This is a genomic window from Pseudomonas sp. Xaverov 259, assembly GCF_019352915.1.
Classification (GTDB): Bacteria; Pseudomonadota; Gammaproteobacteria; order Pseudomonadales; family Pseudomonadaceae; genus Aquipseudomonas.
Genome location: NZ_JAAAFV010000017.1, coordinates 110,854 through 124,460, shown reverse-complemented (window position 1 = coordinate 124,460; position 13,607 = coordinate 110,854). Strand labels below are relative to the sequence as shown.

At 61.0% G+C, this 13,607-nt stretch carries 14 protein-coding genes; 8 read left to right on the top strand and 6 right to left on the bottom strand.

Features of this window, described 5'->3' with window-relative positions:
* Positions 1-372: co-chaperone YbbN (locus K0H48_RS03000; protein ID WP_219266342.1), on the bottom strand; the 372-nt coding region annotated here is incomplete at its 3' end.
* 93 nt (positions 373-465) lie between these two features.
* A complete protein-coding gene (locus K0H48_RS02995; protein WP_219266341.1) occupies positions 466-714 on the bottom strand; it encodes a hypothetical protein in 249 nt (82 codons plus the stop codon).
* A 334-nt stretch (positions 715-1,048) separates the two neighbouring features.
* On the opposite strand from K0H48_RS02995, the gene K0H48_RS02990 reads away from it, so the two are divergent.
* The 8 genes from K0H48_RS02990 to K0H48_RS02955 all read left to right on the top strand — a co-directional run bounded on the left by K0H48_RS02990 (position 1,049) and on the right by K0H48_RS02955 (position 7,618).
* Positions 1,049-1,897, top strand: coding sequence for a transporter substrate-binding domain-containing protein (locus K0H48_RS02990; protein WP_138815744.1), 849 nt, complete (start codon positions 1,049-1,051; stop codon positions 1,895-1,897).
* Positions 1,898-1,949: 52 nt separating this feature from the next.
* Complete coding sequence (locus tag K0H48_RS02985; protein ID WP_138815745.1) at positions 1,950-2,612, top strand: amino acid ABC transporter permease; 663 nt, start codon at positions 1,950-1,952, stop codon at positions 2,610-2,612.
* Positions 2,613-2,623: 11 nt separating this feature from the next.
* Positions 2,624-3,286, top strand: coding sequence for an amino acid ABC transporter permease (locus K0H48_RS02980; protein WP_138815746.1), 663 nt, complete (start codon positions 2,624-2,626; stop codon positions 3,284-3,286).
* Positions 3,283-4,065: an amino acid ABC transporter ATP-binding protein gene (locus K0H48_RS02975; protein WP_056859508.1), complete on the top strand. Its 783-nt coding sequence runs from the start codon at positions 3,283-3,285 to the stop codon at positions 4,063-4,065. Before K0H48_RS02980 ends, K0H48_RS02975 begins: the two co-directional genes overlap by 4 nt.
* 15 nt (positions 4,066-4,080) lie before the next feature.
* Positions 4,081-4,470: a RidA family protein gene (locus tag K0H48_RS02970; RefSeq protein ID WP_010210958.1), complete on the top strand. Its 390-nt coding sequence runs from the start codon at positions 4,081-4,083 to the stop codon at positions 4,468-4,470.
* Between the two features lie 129 nt (positions 4,471-4,599).
* Complete coding sequence (locus K0H48_RS02965; protein ID WP_138815747.1) at positions 4,600-5,364, top strand: IclR family transcriptional regulator; 765 nt, start codon at positions 4,600-4,602, stop codon at positions 5,362-5,364.
* Positions 5,365-5,373: 9 nt separating this feature from the next.
* Complete coding sequence (locus K0H48_RS02960) at positions 5,374-6,582, top strand: amino acid deaminase (protein ID WP_219266340.1); 1,209 nt, start codon at positions 5,374-5,376, stop codon at positions 6,580-6,582.
* Between the two features lie 130 nt (positions 6,583-6,712).
* Positions 6,713-7,618 carry a sugar kinase gene (locus K0H48_RS02955; RefSeq protein ID WP_219266339.1) on the top strand — a complete coding sequence of 302 codons (906 nt, stop codon included), beginning with the start codon at positions 6,713-6,715 and terminating at the stop codon, positions 7,616-7,618.
* A 120-nt stretch (positions 7,619-7,738) separates the two neighbouring features.
* Here the strand turns inward: K0H48_RS02955 and K0H48_RS02950 are convergent, their stop codons facing one another.
* The 4 genes from K0H48_RS02950 to K0H48_RS02935 form a co-directional block, all read right to left on the bottom strand.
* Positions 7,739-8,014, bottom strand: coding sequence for a peptidylprolyl isomerase (locus K0H48_RS02950; protein WP_010564624.1), 276 nt, complete (start codon positions 8,012-8,014; stop codon positions 7,739-7,741).
* A 43-nt stretch (positions 8,015-8,057) separates the two neighbouring features.
* Entirely contained in the window at positions 8,058-10,595 is a 2,538-nt protein-coding gene (locus K0H48_RS02945; RefSeq protein WP_219266338.1) for a PAS domain-containing sensor histidine kinase, read from the bottom strand.
* A gap of 139 nt (positions 10,596-10,734) precedes the next feature.
* Positions 10,735-12,690, bottom strand: a complete 1,956-nt coding sequence (locus K0H48_RS02940) for an acetoacetate--CoA ligase (protein ID WP_219266337.1) — start codon at positions 12,688-12,690, stop codon at positions 10,735-10,737.
* A gap of 138 nt (positions 12,691-12,828) precedes the next feature.
* On the bottom strand, positions 12,829-13,602 hold the full coding sequence (locus K0H48_RS02935; protein ID WP_219266336.1) for a 3-hydroxybutyrate dehydrogenase: 774 nt from the start codon (positions 13,600-13,602) through the stop codon (positions 12,829-12,831).
* Positions 13,603-13,607: the final 5 nt, after the last annotated feature.

Here is a 13,607-nt window from a genome sequence, read left to right as displayed (position 1 = left end):
CAGGGGTTGATCAGAGTTGTCCTGAGAAGGCACTGGGGTGTTGGCGTACTCGTCGAACACCTCTTCCAGGACGGCTTTCTGCTGGTCACCTGGCAAGCCAATTCCCACGAGTGTTTCAACCGCCTCGCCATTTTGGTACACAATGAGTGCGGGGGTTCCCTCAACCCCCTCCACCTTCGAGATATCTTCAGTGTCGAAGATCAGGCTTTTCACACTATCTGCGTACTTCTCGGCAATTTGTTTAAAGCTGGGACCGAGCCCCATGCATAGCTGGCAGTGTTGAGACTTGAACAGCACGATAACCAGCGGATGTTCTTTCAGGGCACGTTGAAAGCTGTCGTAGTTTTCGGCGGCTGTTGGTGTTTCACTCATGGCGACCTCCTGTCAGCCTGATCAGGCTGGTTTGTAGTCACGATAAATAGAGTGATCACCTGCGTCTACTGTCAACTCTGACAGGTGCGGCGCTTAAGCTTTGCTATCACGCTCCACGCGCTCGCGGGCCTTGCGCGCCTGGCTCGCGCACTTCCTGTATTCCTCGTTATCCCTTGAGGCCTTGGCCCGCCGGTATCCGTGGTGGTTCTGGCTGGTGTAGTCAGTGTCGAAGGCTTCCTTGAGCTTTTGCAGTTCTTCTTTGCAGTCGTGGCGATCGTTGGCGGCCGAAGCGCTGCCGGCAGCCAGCAATGAAAGCAGAACCAGAGCGAGACTGAGCTTCATGGGCAAGGGCGTCCTTGTTGGCGTGGATGTGCAAAGGCTAGTCCAGTGTGAGGATTTATCCACGGCGCGCGCGCACTGCAAGGGTGCGCGGTAACACCGTTGTGGCGCACTCGATTGGGGCCTGTCACCGGTGTGTGGGGCCTTGGGTAGCAAGCAGGGTCGAAATGCTGGCGTAGCGCCGCATCCTGACCTGTTAACTATCTATCTGATTTAAAACGAATTTATTCCTGTCATTTTTTTCTGTTAGCGCGTGTGGCACACTTTCTGCTGTCTATTCCGTTGTTACATACTAAGTTCCGGTATAGCGGAATACACAACTCCTGGAGTGCTTGTCATGCATCACCGACCTTCCGTGTTTAAAGCGTGTGTTTTTCTCTTCGCCGCATCGGCTTCCCTCGCAAGCGTTGTGCACGCGGCGGACAGCAAGCTCGATGATGTGCTCAAGCGTGGGCATCTCATCGTGGGTACAGGCAGTACCAATGCGCCGTGGCACTTCCAGGGAGCGGATGGCAAGTTGCAGGGTTTTGATATCGACATCGGCCGTATCGTGGCTAAAGGGTTGTTCAACGACCCAAGCAAGGTTGAGTTTGTGGTGCAGTCGTCCGACGCGCGTATTCCCAACCTGCTGACCGACAAGGTCGACATGAGTTGCCAGTTCATCACCGTCACCGCCAGCCGTGCGCAGCAGGTTGCCTTTACCCTGCCGTACTACCGCGAAGGCGTGGGCCTGTTGCTGCCGAACAACAGCAAATACAAAGAAATCGAAGACCTGCAAGCCGCCGGCGATAGCGTGACCGTGGCCGTGCTGCAAAACGTGTATGCCGAAGAGCTGGTGCACCAGGCCCTGCCTAAAGCCAAGGTCGACCAGTACGACAGCGTCGACTTGATGTACCAGGCGGTGAACTCCGGCCGTGCCGATGCCGCCGCCACTGACCAGTCCTCGGTCAAGTACCTGATGGTGCAAAACCCAGGCCGCTACCGCAGCCCGACCTACGCCTGGAGCCCGCAAACCTACGCGTGCGCGGTCAAGCGTGGCGATCAGGACTGGCTGAACTTCGTCAACACCGCGCTGCATGAAGCCATGACCGGCGTGGAATTCCCTGCCTACAAAGCCTCGTTCAAACAATGGTTCGGTGTGGATTTGCCGGAACCTGCGATCGGTTTCCCGGTTGAGTTCAAGTAAATCGTAAATCCTGGGGCGTCGCTGACGGCGCCCCGATCAGGTACTGCCGACCATGAACTATCAGTTGAACTTTGCCGCCGTGTGGCGTGATTTCCCCAGCTTGCTGGCGGGGCTCGGCCTGGGCCTTGAACTGGCCTTGCTGTCGATCGCCATCGGTTGCGTGATCGGCCTGATGATGGCGTTTGCGATGCTGTCCAAACACCGGGCGTTGCGGATCTTCGCCTCGGTGTATGTGACGGTGATCCGCAATACGCCAATCCTCGTGCTGATCCTGTTGATCTACTTTGCACTGCCCTCGCTGGGCATTCGGCTCGACAAGATCCCCTCGTTCATCATCACCCTGTCGCTGTATGCCGGTGCTTACCTGACCGAAGTATTCCGCGCCGGGCTGTTGAATATTCCCAAGGGCCTGCGTGAAGCCGGTTTGGCCATCGGTTTGGGTGAGTGGCGTATTCGCGCCTACATCACCGTGCCGGTGATGCTGCGCAACGTGTTGCCGGCGCTGTCGAACAACTTTATTTCGCTGTTCAAGGACACGTCGCTGGCGGCCGCGATTGCGGTGCCGGAGCTGACCTATTACGCCCGCAAGATCAATGTCGAAAGCTACCGGGTGATTGAAACCTGGATGGTCACGACTGCGCTCTATGTGGCGGCCTGTTACCTCATTGCCATGCTGCTCCGTTACCTGGAACAGCGTCTGGCGATCCGTCGTTAAGGAGGGTTTGCATGTACGAGTCCCCAAGCTGGCTGCATGAGTTGTGGATCGCCCGGGATACCCTCTGGGCGGGGTTTCAAACCAGTATTTATTGTTCGGTGCTGGCGATTATCTTTGGCACGCTGATCGGCATTTTTGCCGGGTTGATCCTCACCTACGGCAAGTTCTGGATGCGCGCGCCGTTTCGTCTGTATGTCGACCTGGTGCGCGGTACACCGGTGTTTGTGCTGGTGCTGGCGTGTTTCTACATGCTGCCGGCGCTGGGTTGGCAGATCACCGCGTTCCAGGCCGGTGCGGTCGGGTTGACGTTGTTCTGTGGCTCCCACGTCTCGGAAATCGTGCGCGGCGCGCTGCAAGCTATTCCCCGTGGGCAACTGGAAGCGGGCAAGGCGATTGGGCTGACATTCAAACAGTCGCTGGCCTACGTGCTGTTGCCCCAGGCATTGCGCCAGATCCTGCCGACCTGGGTCAATTCCTCCACTGAAATCGTCAAGGCCTCGACTTTGCTCTCGGTGATCGGCGTGGCCGAATTGCTGCTCAGCACCCAGCAAGTCATCGCACGTACCTTCATGACCCTGGAGTTCTACCTGTTCGCCGGGTTTCTGTTCTTTGTCATCAACTACGCCATCGAGTTATTCGGGCGCTACATTGAAAAGCGGGTGGCCTTGCCATGAACCAACCTCAAACCAACCAACCGCTGCTGAACATTCGTGGCCTGCGTAAACAATATGGCCAGGTCGAAGTGCTCAAGGGCGTCGACCTGTCCATGCAGCGCGGCAACGTGGTGACGTTGATCGGCTCCAGCGGCTCGGGCAAGACCACCTTGCTGCGTTGCGTCAACCTGCTCGAAGAGTTCCAGGGCGGGCAGATCAGCCTGGACGGCGAGTCCATCGGCTACAGCGAAATCGCCGGCAAACGCGTGCGCCACCCCGAGCGGGTGATTGCCCAGCACCGCGCGATGACCGGCATGGCCTTCCAGCAATTCAACCTGTTTCCGCATCTGACGGCGTTGCAAAACGTCACCCTCGGCCTGCTCAAGGTCAAGAAGATGGGCAAGGATGAAGCCGTGGCCCTGGCCGAAAAATGGCTGGACCGCGTGGGCCTGCTGGAACGTCGCAATCACTTCCCCGGTCAACTTTCCGGCGGCCAGCAACAGCGTGTGGCGATTGCCCGCGCCATTGCCATGAACCCCAGCCTGATGCTGTTTGATGAAGTCACCTCGGCCCTCGACCCGGAGTTGGTGGGGGAGGTGCTCAGTGTGATCAAGGGCCTGGCGGAAGAGGGCATGACCATGTTGCTGGTCACCCACGAAATGCGCTTTGCCTATGAAGTGTCGGACAAGATCGTCTTCATGAACCAGGGCCGCATTGAAGAGCAGGGCGCGCCGAAGGAGATTTTTGAACGCCCGCAATCGCCGCGCCTGGCGGAATTTTTGAAGAACATTCGTTTTTAATCAGGAGCAATTTTTATGAGCATTACTCGTTACGGTGCAGGTAGCACTGCCGGCGGCGGCCAGCCGCGTCCTTTCGCTCGCGCCGTGGAAGCCGACGGCTGGCTCTACGTCTCGGGCCAGGTGCCGGCGGTGGACGGTGAAATCATCACCGGCGGTATCATCGAACAAACCCGTCAGACCATGCGCAACGTGGTGGCGATTCTGGAAGAAGCCGGTTACGAACTCAAAGATGTGGTGCGCGTCGGCGTCTGGCTGGAAGACCCACGGGACTTCTGGAGTTTCAACAAAGTGTTCGGCGAGTACTTCACCCCGGAACACGCCCCGGCACGCGCCTGTGTGCAGGCCAACATGATGGTGGACTGCAAGGTCGAGATCGATTGCGTGGCCTACAAGAAAAAAGGCTAAATGATCGTTCCCACGCTCCGCGTGGGAACGCCGCCCTGGACGCTCTGCGTCCGCTTGTGTGACGCAGAGCGTCACGGTATGCATTCCCACGCAGAGCGTGGGAACGATCAATAGAGACCGACGACTGCCATGACCGAAGACACCATCAAACGCCGCGCCAAAGGACTGGATCGTGCATTCGATATCCTCGATTTTCTCAAGGAAATCGGCCAGCCCCTGCGCCCGAATGATATTGCCAGTGGCATCGGCAGCCCCAAATCCACGGTCTATGAACTGGTTGCTTCCTTGCTGGAGCGGCGCATTCTGGAAACGGTGGGCAAGGATGGTCACGTCTACCTCGGCCGCCAGCTGTACTTTCTCGGCCAGGCGCACCTGCGCCATTTCGACCTGACCCGCGAGGCCGACCACGCCTTGCAGGAGATCGTCAGCCAGACCCATGAAACCGCGCAGATGTGCCTGCTTAACGGGCGCAAATACACGGTGGCGCTGATGCGCGAAGGTGAGCGGCATTTTCGTATTTCCTCGGACATCGGCGAAAACGCGCCAATCCCCTGGACCGCCTCCGGGCGCTTGTTGCTGGGGCACTTGAGCGACCAGCAGATCATCGACCTGATCGACTACGACGACTTCATCCTGCCGGACGGCCAGCGTCTGCCACTGGAAACCTTCCTGGCACAAATTCGTCAGGCCACCCTCGATGGGTTTTTCTCCTTCGACAGCGTGGCCGACACCTTCACCCATTGCTTTGCCGCCCCGGTGCGGGACGCGCAGGGCATCAGCATTGCGACCTTGTGCATCGTTGCACCGCGCGCCGATGCGATCAAAAACTACAACGACTATCGCCGGGTGTTGATCGACAGCGCCAACCACCTGGCCCGGCGTATCAACGAATAGGAGTACTTCATGTCTGCCCTCAATGCCGTTGAAAAAGGCGCCGCTGCCGTCGGTGCCCACTTGGTGCGCGACGTCAGCCTGCCGGCCTTGGTGCTGCACCGTGACGCGCTGGAACACAACATTCGCTGGATGCAGGCGTTTGTCAGCAACAGCGGCGCGCAGCTCGCGCCCCATGGCAAAACCAGCATGATGCCGGCGCTGTTCCAGCGTCAGATCGAGGCGGGCGCCTGGGGTATCACCCTGGCCAATGCCGTGCAGACCCGCGCTGCCTATGCCGGTGGCGTGCGCCGCGTGTTGATGGCCAACCAGTTGGTGGGCGCGCCGAACATGGCGTTGATTGCCGACCTGCTGGCGGACCCGGAGTTTGACTTCCACTGCATGGTCGATCACCCGGACAACGTCGCCGACCTGGGGCTGTTCTTCGCCGCCCGTGGCCTGCGCCTGAACGTGATGATCGAATACGGCGTGGTCGGCGGCCGTTGCGGGTGCCGCAGCGAGCAGCAAGTGCGTGAGCTGGCCAAGGCGATCAAGGCCCAGCCGGCCCTGGCCCTGACCGGTATTGAAGGCTACGAAGGTGTGATCCACGGCGAACACGCCGTCAGCGGCATCCGTGACTTCGCCGCCAGCCTGGTGCGCCTGGCCGTGGACCTGCAAAACAATGGCGCGTTCGACTTGCCCAAGCCGATCATCACCGCCTCGGGCTCGGCCTGGTACGACCTGATTGCCGAATCGTTTGAAGCGCAAAACGCCGCTGGCCGTTTCCTCAGTGTGTTGCGCCCCGGCAGCTACGTGGCCCACGACCATGGCATCTACAAAGAGGCGCAGTGCTGCGTGCTCGACCGTCGCAGCGACCTCAACGAAGGCCTGCGCCCGGCCCTGGAAGTCTGGGCACACGTGCAATCGTTGCCCGAGCCTGGCTTTGCGGTGGTTGCCCTGGGCAAGCGCGACGTGGCCTACGACGCTGGTTTGCCGGTGCCGCTCAAGCGCTACAAGGCCGGGATTGTGCCGGCTGAAGGCGATGATGTGACCACGTGTAAAGTCACGGCGGTGATGGACCAGCATGCGTTCATGACGGTGGCACCGGGGGTTGAGTTGCGTATTGGCGATATTATTTCATTCGGTACTTCGCACCCATGCCTGACGTTCGACAAGTGGCAGGTGGGTTGCCTGGTGGATGAGCAGTTGCAGGTCATTGAATCCTTGCATACCTGCTTCTAGACCGCGTCGTGGCCATCGCAGGCAAGCCAGCTCCCACATTTGACCGAGTTCCCACAGTTGAAATGCATTCCAACTGTGGGAGCTGGCTTGCCTGCGATGCGGCCCTCCCACACACCAAGAGTCCCCAGGCATGAACACAAACCCCCGCATCGCCCTGATCGGCGAATGCATGATCGAACTGCAACACCGCGCCGATGGCAGCCTGCAACAAAGCTTCGGCGGCGACACCTTGAACGCGGCGGTGTACCTGCGCCGCGAGTTGGGCGCGGTCGGCACGGTCGATTACGTGACCGCCCTGGGCGATGACAGTTTCAGCGATGCCATGTGCCAGCAATGGACCGATGAAGGCCTCGGCCTGGGCATGGTCCAGCGCCTGCCCGGACGTTTACCGGGGCTGTACTGCATCCAGACCGACGCCAATGGCGAGCGCAAATTCCTCTACTGGCGCAACGAAGCCGCGGTGCGCGACTGCTTCACCACGCCGGCAGCCGAACCGATCCTGGCGGCCTTGCCGAACTACGACGTGGTGTATTTCAGCGGCATCACCCTGGCGATACTGGGTGAAGTCGGGCGTGAGCGCTTGCTGCAAACCCTGGTCGACACCCGCAAGCGCGGCGGCCGGGTGGTGTTCGACAACAACTATCGCCCGCGCCTGTGGGCGAGTGTCGACGCGGCGCGCGCGGCGTATCACCAGGTGTTGGCCGAGGTGGATATCGCCTTGCTGACCGAGGATGACGAGCGGGCGCTGTTTGGTTATGCCGACAGCGAGCAGGTGTTTGCGGCGTACCCGGCGATTGCAGAAGTGGTGCTCAAGCGCGGCGCGGATGAGTGTTTGATCCGTTGTGATGGCGAGCGCTTTGCGGTGCCGGCGTTGAAGGTCGAGAAGGTGGTGGACACCACGGCGGCGGGGGATTCGTTCAGTGCGGCGTATTTGGCCAGTCGGCTCACGGGCGGTTCGCCTGAGCAGGCGGCGGTGGCTGGGCATCGGCTGGCGAGCCGGGTGATTCAGGTGCCAGGGGCTTTGATCTCTCGGTGAATGGCCGCCTGCGGCGGTTCGCAGGCAAGCCAGCTCCCACATTTGACTGCATTTCTCCAGTTGAAATGCGCTCAGGTGTGGGAGCTGGCTTGCCTGCGATAGCGGTCCTGGGCCAACCCCTCAGTCGCGGTAAAACACCTGCACCAGGTGATAGCCGAACTTGCTCTTGATCGGCCCGTGCACCACTTTCACCGGCTTCTTGAAGATCACCGCATCAATCACCCCCACCATCTGCCCAGGCCGCACTTCACCCAAATCACCGCCGCGCTTGCCGGACGGGCAGGTGGAGTACTTTTTGGCCAGCACATCAAACGCTTCGCCCTTGGCAATGCGCTGCTTGAGCTGTTCGGCTTCTTCGCTGGTTTTCACCAGAATATGACGGGCTTGGGCTTTCATAACGTTCTACCAGGTGTGCGACGGCGCGCGATTATGCCTGAACTCATTCGTCAACGTTGATCATGCTGCGGATTTTAGTCGCCAGCAGGTCGATGGAAAACGGCTTGGCCACCATGTCCATGCCGTCCTCCAGGAAGCCCTGGCGTTCGGCGGCTTGTTCGGCGTAACCGGTCATGAACAATACGCGTAGGCCCGGCCGGTGCTGACGGGCGATTTCCGCCAACTGTCGGCCGTTCATGCCCGGCAGGCCGACATCGGTGACCAGCAGGTCCACACGCAGATCCGATTCCAGCAACGGCAGCGCGGTGCGTGCATCCGCCGCCTGATGGGCGGTGTAGCCCAGCTCACCGAGCACATTGACCACCAGCATGCGCACCGCCGGGTCATCCTCGACCACCACCACCGCTTCACCGGCGAGTGCCAACGGCGCTTCGCCGAGGTTCGGCGGCAAGCTGCTTTCCAGCGCAGTGCCATGCAGGCGCGGCAGGTACAGGCGCACGCACGTGCCCTGGCCGGGTTCGCTTTGAATCGTCACATGGCCGCCGGACTGCTGGGCAAAGCCGTAGATCATCGACAACCCCAGGCCGGTGCCCTGGCCGATGGGCTTGGTGGTGAAGAACGGGTCGAACGCCTTGGCCAGAATCTTCGGCGCCATGCCGGTACCGTTATCGCAGACACCGAGCATCACGTAGTCGCCGGCTTTGACCGGCTCCAGCGTGGTGATATCGGTGCCGTCCAGGTAACTGTTGGCGGTTTCGATGAGTAATTCGCCGCCGTCCGGCATCGCGTCGCGCGCGTTGATCACCAGGTTGAGCAAGGCATTTTCCAGCTGGCTGGCGTCGGTGTTGACCGGCCAGATATCCTTGCCCAATTGCACTTTGAGCGTGATATGCGCGCCTTTGGTGCGCCGGAACAAGTCTTCCAGGGACGCCACCAGCTCGTTCGGGTCCAGCGGCCGGCGGTCCAGCGACTGCCTGCGGGAGAACGCCAGCAGCCGGTGGGTGAGTGCGGCGGCGCGATGGGCGGACGACACCGCCGCGTCGGTAAAGCGGCCGATTTCGTCGCTGCGCCCGGCGGCGATATAGCGCTGCATCAAGTCCAGACTGCCAATAATGCCGGTGAGCATATTGTTGAAGTCATGGGCAATGCCCCCCGTGAGCTGGCCGACCGCTTCCATTTTTTGCGCATGGCGCAGGGCGTCTTCGGCGCGCTCACGCTCGAACATCTCGTTTTGCAGGCGCTGGTTGGCCTCGGCCAGTGCCTGGGTGCGCTGGGCCACGCGCTCTTCAAGGTTTTCATTGAGGTGGCGCAGGGCTTCTTCGGTGAGTTTGCGTTCGGTCTCATCGATCACAAAAATGTAGAAACCATTCACCGAGCCGTCATTGCTGAAGCGCGGCAAGTACTTCATCAGCGCGTGGCGCGGCCGGCCGTCGCGGTGCGGGGTGATGGTCATGAAACTGCAGGCCTTGCCGCGCAGCGCGGCGTCGATCTTGTCCGCGCGCCCGGCATACACCTCGTCGCCCAGCACTTCGCGGATGCTTTTGCCGTACAGCTCCTGGGGCGTCATGCCGTACCATTCCAGGTAGGCGCTGTTGTTGAGGCGAAAGCGTTGTTCGTGGTCGACGTAACCGATCAGCACCGGCATGGCGTTGATGATCAGTTGCAGCTCGGTCTGGCTTTGGCGCAGCGCCTGTTCGGTCTGCTTGCGCTCGGTCAGGTCCAGCGCGGCACCCAGGAAGCGCGCCGGGCGGCCTTGGTGGTCCTTGTAGCAGCGGCCACGGGCAAACACCCAGCGCACCTGGCCGTCGGCTTGCAGCAGTCGGTATTCCTCGGCGTATTCGGTGCCGAAGGTGATGCAATGTTTGATGCTGCGCGCGACCATGCCACGGTCTTCAGGGTGTACGCCGTGCAGGTAGTCGCTGATGGGCAAGAGGCCGGCGTCATTCGGGTCGACGCCGTGCAAATGGGCGAAGTGGGCGTCAGCGATAAAGCGATCCTCGCCGATGTCCCAGTCCCAGGTGCCCACCGCATCGGTCGCTGCCAGGGCCAGTTGCAGGCGTTGTTCGCTGTTGTGCTGGGCCTTGAGGCTGTCTTCGGAGCGCTGCTGCAGTTCGAGGGTTTTGCTGCGGCGCTCGTTGGTCTCAATGGCAGTGACCAGGATCCCGGCCACGCTGCCGCCTTCGTCGCGCACCGGGCTGTAGGTGAGGTCGAGCCAGATGTCGGTGTCGCGGTTATTGCGTTGCAGCACAAAGCGCTGTTCGCTGAAGGTGCGCACTTGGCCGCCGAGCACTGCGTCGTAGATCGGCGCAGTAAAACTCTCAAGCTCCGGCCAGGTGTCATGGGCCGGTTGGCCCAGCGCCTCGGGATGCTTGTTGCCCGCGAGCAGGGCAAAGCCATCGTTGTACAACTGGATGAGTTGGCTGCCCCACAGCAGCAACATCGGCATCGGTGAATGGATGACGATATCGACGGCTGTGCGCAGGCTTTGCGGCCAGTCATCAGCCTCACCGAGCGGGCTTTGCGCCCAGTCCAGCCGCGCAATCAATGCAGCGGCTTCGCTACCGGTGGATGTTCCATTCATGTAAAAGCCCTGCACCTGACACTTTGAAATACGACAAAAGCCGATTATCCCGCGAGACGGGAACGGCTGACTACCCCCGAAAAATAGCATGCATTGAGGGTTTGTCTTCAAATCAGTGCGTCAAAGCTGAAACCTTTCATCAGTCTGCCAGCTCAGGGCGGTTGCGAAACTGTTCCAGCGCCTGCGGATTGGCCAGGGCATCGGTGTTCTTGACTGGCTCGCCATGCACCACATTACGCACTGCCAGTTCGACGATCTTGCCGCTGATGGTGCGCGGTATGTCGCTGACGGCGAGGATCTTCGCCGGTACATGGCGCGGCGTGGTGTTGGCGCGGATCACCTGGCGAATCTGCTGCTCCAGGGCTTGATCCAGTTCAACCCCGTCATTGAGCCGCACAAACAACACCACCCGCACATCGTCCTGCCAGCGTTGGCCGATGGCCAGGCTTTCCAGCACCTGCGGGACTTTTTCCACCTGGCGATAAATCTCTGCCGTGCCGATGCGCACACCGCCAGGGTTGAGCACCGCGTCGGAGCGCCCGTGAATCAGCAGGCTGCCATTGGCGCGCTGCTCGGCGTAATCGCCCTGGGCCCACACGCCGGGAAACTGGCTGAAATACGCGGCGCGCAGTTTGGTCTGATCGGGGTCATTCCACAGGCCAATCGGCATGGCCGGAAAATGCCGGGTACACACCAACTCGCCTTTTTCCTCGATCAGCGGCTGGCCCTGGTCGTCCCACACTTCGATGGCCATGGCCAGGCTCTTGCACTGCATTTCGCCGCGCCGCACCGGCAGCACCGGGTTGCCGATCACAAAGCAGGAGACGATATCGGTGCCGCCCGACATTGACGACAGGCACAGCTCAGCCTTGATCTCGCGGTACACATAATCGTAACTCTGCGGCGACAGCGGCGAGCCGGTGGAGATCAGGCCCTTGAGGCTGCCTAAATCGTGGCTCAGGCGCGGTTGCAGGCCGGCCTTTTCCAGGGTGGCGAGAAACTTGGGGCTGGTGCCGAACACGCTGATTTTTTCCGCGTCGATCAGGTCGATCAGCCGTTCGGGGCCGGGGTGAAACGGCGAGCCGTCATACAGTACCGCCGTGGCACCGAGTGCCAGCACCGACACCAGCCAGTTCCACATCATCCAGCCGCAGGTGGTGTAGTAGAACAGGCAATCTTCGCGCGACAGGTCGGCGTGCAGGCCGTGTTCCTTGAGATGGGTGAGCAGCACACCGCCGGTGCCGTGGATGATGCATTTGGGCACGCCGGTGGTGCCGCTGGAGTAAAGGATGTACAGCGGATGATCGAACGGCACCGCGACAAATTCAGGCTCGCCGCCGGGTTGGTAGAAGTCGTCCCACAGTGCGACCCTGGCGTGGGTGCGGTAGTCCTCGATGCGTGCCTGGGGCCGGGCATACGGTACGATGATCAGCTGTTCCAGGGACGGCAGGCGTTCGAGGATTTCATTGAGTTTGGCGCTTTGGTCGATGTCCTTGCCGGCATAGCGATAGCCCGCGCAGGTGATCAACACCTTGGGCTCTATCTGGCCGAAGCGGTCGATCACGCCTTGGGTGCCGAAGTCCGGCGAGGAACACGACCAGATCGCGCCCAGGCTGGTGGTGGCAAGCATGCCGACCAGGGTTTGCCAGGTGTTGGGCATGCACGCGGCCACGCGGTCGCCCTGGGTGACACCGGCCGCTCGCAAGCTGCGCTGCAAGCCGGCAACATGCTCGGCCAGTTCGGCATAGCTAAGCTGTTCGCGCTGGCCGTCTTCACTGACCGCCACCACCGCCGGGTGGTCATCCCGACGGCGCAGCAGGTGTTCGGCAAAGTTCAGGGTCGCGCCGGGGAACCACTCGGCGCTGGGCATTGCCGTGCCTTCGATCAGCGTGGTGCTGGGCGGGCTGCGAAACTGCACCTCAAAAAAAGAGACGATCGCCTGCCAGAAGTCGGCGCGCTGGTCGATGCTCCACTGGTGCAGCGCGGGGTAGTCGCCGAGCTGCAGGTTGTAGCGTTGGTTGACGAAGCGCCGGAACTGGTCCATTCGCGTGTTGGCGATGCGTTCGGGGGAGGGTTGCCAGAGGATCTCGGACATACAGTTGCCTCTTCTCGTTCCCATGCTCTGCGTGGGAATGCCTCTATGGACGCTCTGCGTCCGCTCTTGGGACGCGGAGCGTCCTGGGCTGCATTCCCCCGCGGAGCGTGGGAACGATCATTACGATCATTACGATCATTACTGGGCCAGCCAGCCGCCATCAATGTTCCACGCGGCGCCGCGTACTTGGGCGCCAGCCTCACTGCACAGAAACAACACCAACTCACCCAACTGCGGCGGCGTCACAAACTCCAGCGACGGCTGTTTTTCCGCGAGCAAATCATGCTGCGCCTGCTGCGGATCAATGCCCTTGGCCGCGCGATCATCAATCTGCTTTTGCACCAACGGCGTCAACACCCAGCCTGGGCAGATAGCATTGCAGGTGACGTTGCCGGTGGCGGTCTCCAGGCCCACCACCTTGGTCAGGCCGATGACTCCGTGTTTGGCCGCCACATAGGCGGCCTTGCCCACCGAGCCGACCAAACCATGCACCGAAGCGATATTAACGATGCGCCCCCAGCCCTTGGCCTTCATGCCCGGCAAGCTCAAGCGCGTGCTGTGGAATACCGACGACAGGTTGATCGCGATGATCGAATCCCAGCGTTCCACCGGGAAGTCTTCCACGGCCGCCACATGCTGAATGCCGGCGTTGTTGACCAGAATGTCGACGCCGCCGAACTCGCGCTCGGCGTAGGCAAGCATGTCGGCGATCTGCGCCGGGTCGCTGACGTCCGCCGGGTGATGCCCGACCTTGCCGCCGAACGCCTGTACCTGGGCGATCACCACACTGGCGTCGCCGAAGCCGTTGAGGATCAGGTTGGCACCGGCCTTGGCCAGGCTCAGTGCGATGCCCAAACCGATGCCGCTGGTGGAGCCGGTAACCAGGGCGGTCTTGCCGTTCAAAGTCGTCATGAAAA

Bases quoted from the DNA above. Each gene is read 5' to 3' on its own strand.
- K0H48_RS02945 (WP_219266338.1), bottom strand. From the start codon at position 10,595: ATGAATGGAACATCCACCGGTAGCGAAGCCGCTGCATTGATTGCGCGG.
- K0H48_RS02965 (WP_138815747.1), top strand. From the start codon at position 4,600: ATGACCGAAGACACCATCAAACGCCGCGCCAAAGGACTGGATCGTGCA.
- K0H48_RS02980 (WP_138815746.1), top strand. From the start codon at position 2,624: ATGTACGAGTCCCCAAGCTGGCTGCATGAGTTGTGGATCGCCCGGGAT.
- K0H48_RS02990 (WP_138815744.1), top strand. From the start codon at position 1,049: ATGCATCACCGACCTTCCGTGTTTAAAGCGTGTGTTTTTCTCTTCGCC.
- K0H48_RS02995 (WP_219266341.1), bottom strand. From the start codon at position 714: ATGAAGCTCAGTCTCGCTCTGGTTCTGCTTTCATTGCTGGCTGCCGGC.
- K0H48_RS02950 (WP_010564624.1), bottom strand. From the start codon at position 8,014: ATGAAAGCCCAAGCCCGTCATATTCTGGTGAAAACCAGCGAAGAAGCC.
- K0H48_RS02940 (WP_219266337.1), bottom strand. From the start codon at position 12,690: ATGTCCGAGATCCTCTGGCAACCCTCCCCCGAACGCATCGCCAACACG.
- K0H48_RS02955 (WP_219266339.1), top strand. From the start codon at position 6,713: ATGAACACAAACCCCCGCATCGCCCTGATCGGCGAATGCATGATCGAA.
- K0H48_RS02985 (WP_138815745.1), top strand. From the start codon at position 1,950: ATGAACTATCAGTTGAACTTTGCCGCCGTGTGGCGTGATTTCCCCAGC.
- K0H48_RS02960 (WP_219266340.1), top strand. From the start codon at position 5,374: ATGTCTGCCCTCAATGCCGTTGAAAAAGGCGCCGCTGCCGTCGGTGCC.
- K0H48_RS02935 (WP_219266336.1), bottom strand. From the start codon at position 13,602: ATGACGACTTTGAACGGCAAGACCGCCCTGGTTACCGGCTCCACCAGC.
- K0H48_RS02975 (WP_056859508.1), top strand. From the start codon at position 3,283: ATGAACCAACCTCAAACCAACCAACCGCTGCTGAACATTCGTGGCCTG.
- K0H48_RS02970 (WP_010210958.1), top strand. From the start codon at position 4,081: ATGAGCATTACTCGTTACGGTGCAGGTAGCACTGCCGGCGGCGGCCAG.